The following is a 2,028-nucleotide window of genomic DNA, read 5'->3' as shown; positions in this document are numbered from 1 at the left end:
CCGGTGTCACTCCCCGCTGATCGGGCAGGCCCTGGCCCGTTCGTGGAGATCGGGCCCTACTCAGCAAGGACAGCGTCTGTTACTTGCCGCCGACCACCTCGGCGAACCGTCTTCCCCACCGACCGCGATCGCTGGTCGTGGTGCAAGGGGACTACTCGGCGTCATGAGATAAGCCCGTCACAAGCGGGAGTGGACAGGGCTCGGTCACTCCGCTCAGTGAGACACCGACTCATTGAGACACGCTCGCAGGTCGCGTAACTCCGTCGGATACGGCTCCATGCGGGTCAGGCCCCACGGGCGGAGGGGCTGGCAAATCGCCTCCACAAGCGTCTCCCCCAGTACCGAGCGCACGCTGCGCCAGGTTCTCGTGGTGGTCGCACAAGGCGTTCACCGAGCGGACGAGGCGCTGGGCGTGCGCGATGCCTGCGGGGAGTGTGCGGGCCCGGGTCGAGGCCGAGCCGCATTCGGGCCTCACCGACACAGGCGAGCGCGCAGGCACGCGGCACGTCCCCCTCGGGCAGCCGCCCGGCCGCGGCTTCCACCTCGGGGAGGGCGACCATGATGTGGCCGCGCAGTTGCAGGGTGAGGATCTCCAACTCGTCGGGGGCGGGAGACTCGGCGTCCTCGGCGAGCAGGCGGCGTGCGGCGGCTCGCATCGTCTCGGTGTCGAGCGGGATGTGAACCAGTTCTCCGGTAGCCGGCGGACAGTCGGTACGTGTACTCATCGCGGCGCTCCTCAACGGCCTTCGGCTCCCCCCGGAGGCTGTCACCTCGCCGGGGTCTCGTCGTCCCCGCCGACGCTAGAAGCCTGATGGGTTCGCCCTCCAGCGATGTTCATGAATGTTCATGAGAGCTTGTTAACCGTCTCATCGCCATCAGCCCTCTTGGTCTGAGGCCCCATTACCTGCAAAGTCGTGTACATCACTGCACATCAAGAGTGCCGGAGGCGGCGATGAAACTACGGTTCATCGGCATCGACCCGAATACGGGAACGGGCGAGAGCCCCACGGTCTGGGTCGACGAGAGCAGCGATGATCTGGTCATTCAGGTATGGAAGCCGACACCCGAACTCGCAGCTCCGAGTGCTCCGCGTTCGAAGCGCCGGGGCACGCGGCGGGAATCCCCGATCACGAGACAGTTGTCCGTATCCCGGCCCGCATGGTGCCGATCCTGAGAGAGGCCCGCGATGCCGCCGAACGCGCCCAGCTTCGATGAACTGCTGAACGGTCCTCAGCGCTCAGCCGTCCACCTGGAGATGCGCGACACCTACGGGGTCACCGGTGAAGCCGACGACTTCGCCCGTTGGAAGAGCACCGGAGTACGGGACACCGACCCCGAATCGCCGTACTGGGCGCCATGGGTGAGGCTGATCCGGAGCGCGGTGGCCCGTGGCGTGGTCGTGCGCCGGGCCCGCATCGTGTCTGAGCCGGTCAGCGACTACATCCGGTACGAACATTCGGGCACCGCCGTCAATGTGGAGGCGGGTGAACTCGTACGGTGGCTGCCGCGTCGGCGTGCCTCCGACATCGCGCTGCCCGGCAACGACTTCTGGCTGATCGACGGCCGACTCATCCGGTGGAACCACTTCACCGGTGACGGAGCCTCCGGCGGCGGGGAGATCAGCGAGGAGCCCGGCGCGGCGAAGCTGTGTGCCGACGCCTTCGAAGCGGTGTGGATACGCGCGACGCCGCACGAGGACTACGAGATCGTCTAGTACGAAAGGTGCACGGTCAGCTCATGCGCAACTCCCCGTCCTTCTCGGCCCAGGCAGCGCGCGAACGAGTTGCGCGGCGCCTGCGAGAACTGCGCGCCGACGCGAACATCACGGGGACCGAGCTGGCCGTGCGCTGCGGCTGGACGCATCCGAAGACCTCCCGTATCGAGAACGCGCGCACACCTCCCACACCGGACGACATCCGCCGCTGGTGCCAGGCCTGCGGCGCCGAGGATCAAGCCGCGGACATCATCGCCCAGTCGCGTAACGCCGAATCGCTGTACGTCGAGTGGCGACGCAAGGTCCGTACGGGC

3 protein-coding genes and 1 pseudogene are annotated in these 2,028 nt (G+C 67.3%); 3 read left to right on the top strand and 1 reads right to left on the bottom strand.

Annotation, left to right across the window (positions count from 1 at the left end):
• Positions 1 to 284 precede the first annotated feature (284 nt).
• Positions 285 to 725, bottom strand: a complete 441-nt coding sequence (locus tag I8N67_RS41270) for a DUF6415 family natural product biosynthesis protein (RefSeq protein ID WP_200309447.1) — start codon at positions 723 to 725, stop codon at positions 285 to 287.
• A gap of 227 nt (positions 726 to 952) precedes the next feature.
• On the opposite strand from I8N67_RS41270, the pseudogene I8N67_RS43620 reads away from it, so the two are divergent.
• The 3 genes and pseudogenes from I8N67_RS43620 to I8N67_RS41260 form a co-directional block, all read left to right on the top strand.
• Positions 953 to 1,215: pseudogene (locus tag I8N67_RS43620) on the top strand (hypothetical protein).
• A complete protein-coding gene (locus tag I8N67_RS41265; RefSeq protein WP_200309446.1) occupies positions 1,187 to 1,714 on the top strand; it encodes a DUF6879 family protein in 528 nt (175 codons plus the stop codon). The pseudogene I8N67_RS43620 and the gene I8N67_RS41265 overlap by 29 nt, the downstream one beginning before the upstream one ends.
• 23 nt (positions 1,715 to 1,737) lie before the next feature.
• Positions 1,738 to 2,028: helix-turn-helix domain-containing protein (locus tag I8N67_RS41260; protein WP_200309445.1), on the top strand; the 291-nt coding region annotated here is incomplete at its 3' end.

The organism is Streptomyces adelaidensis (assembly GCF_016598475.1).
Classification (GTDB): domain Bacteria; phylum Actinomycetota; class Actinomycetes; order Streptomycetales; family Streptomycetaceae; genus Streptomyces; species Streptomyces adelaidensis.
Note: the sequence above shows the minus strand (reverse complement) of the source record. Positions and strands in the feature narration are given on the sequence as shown.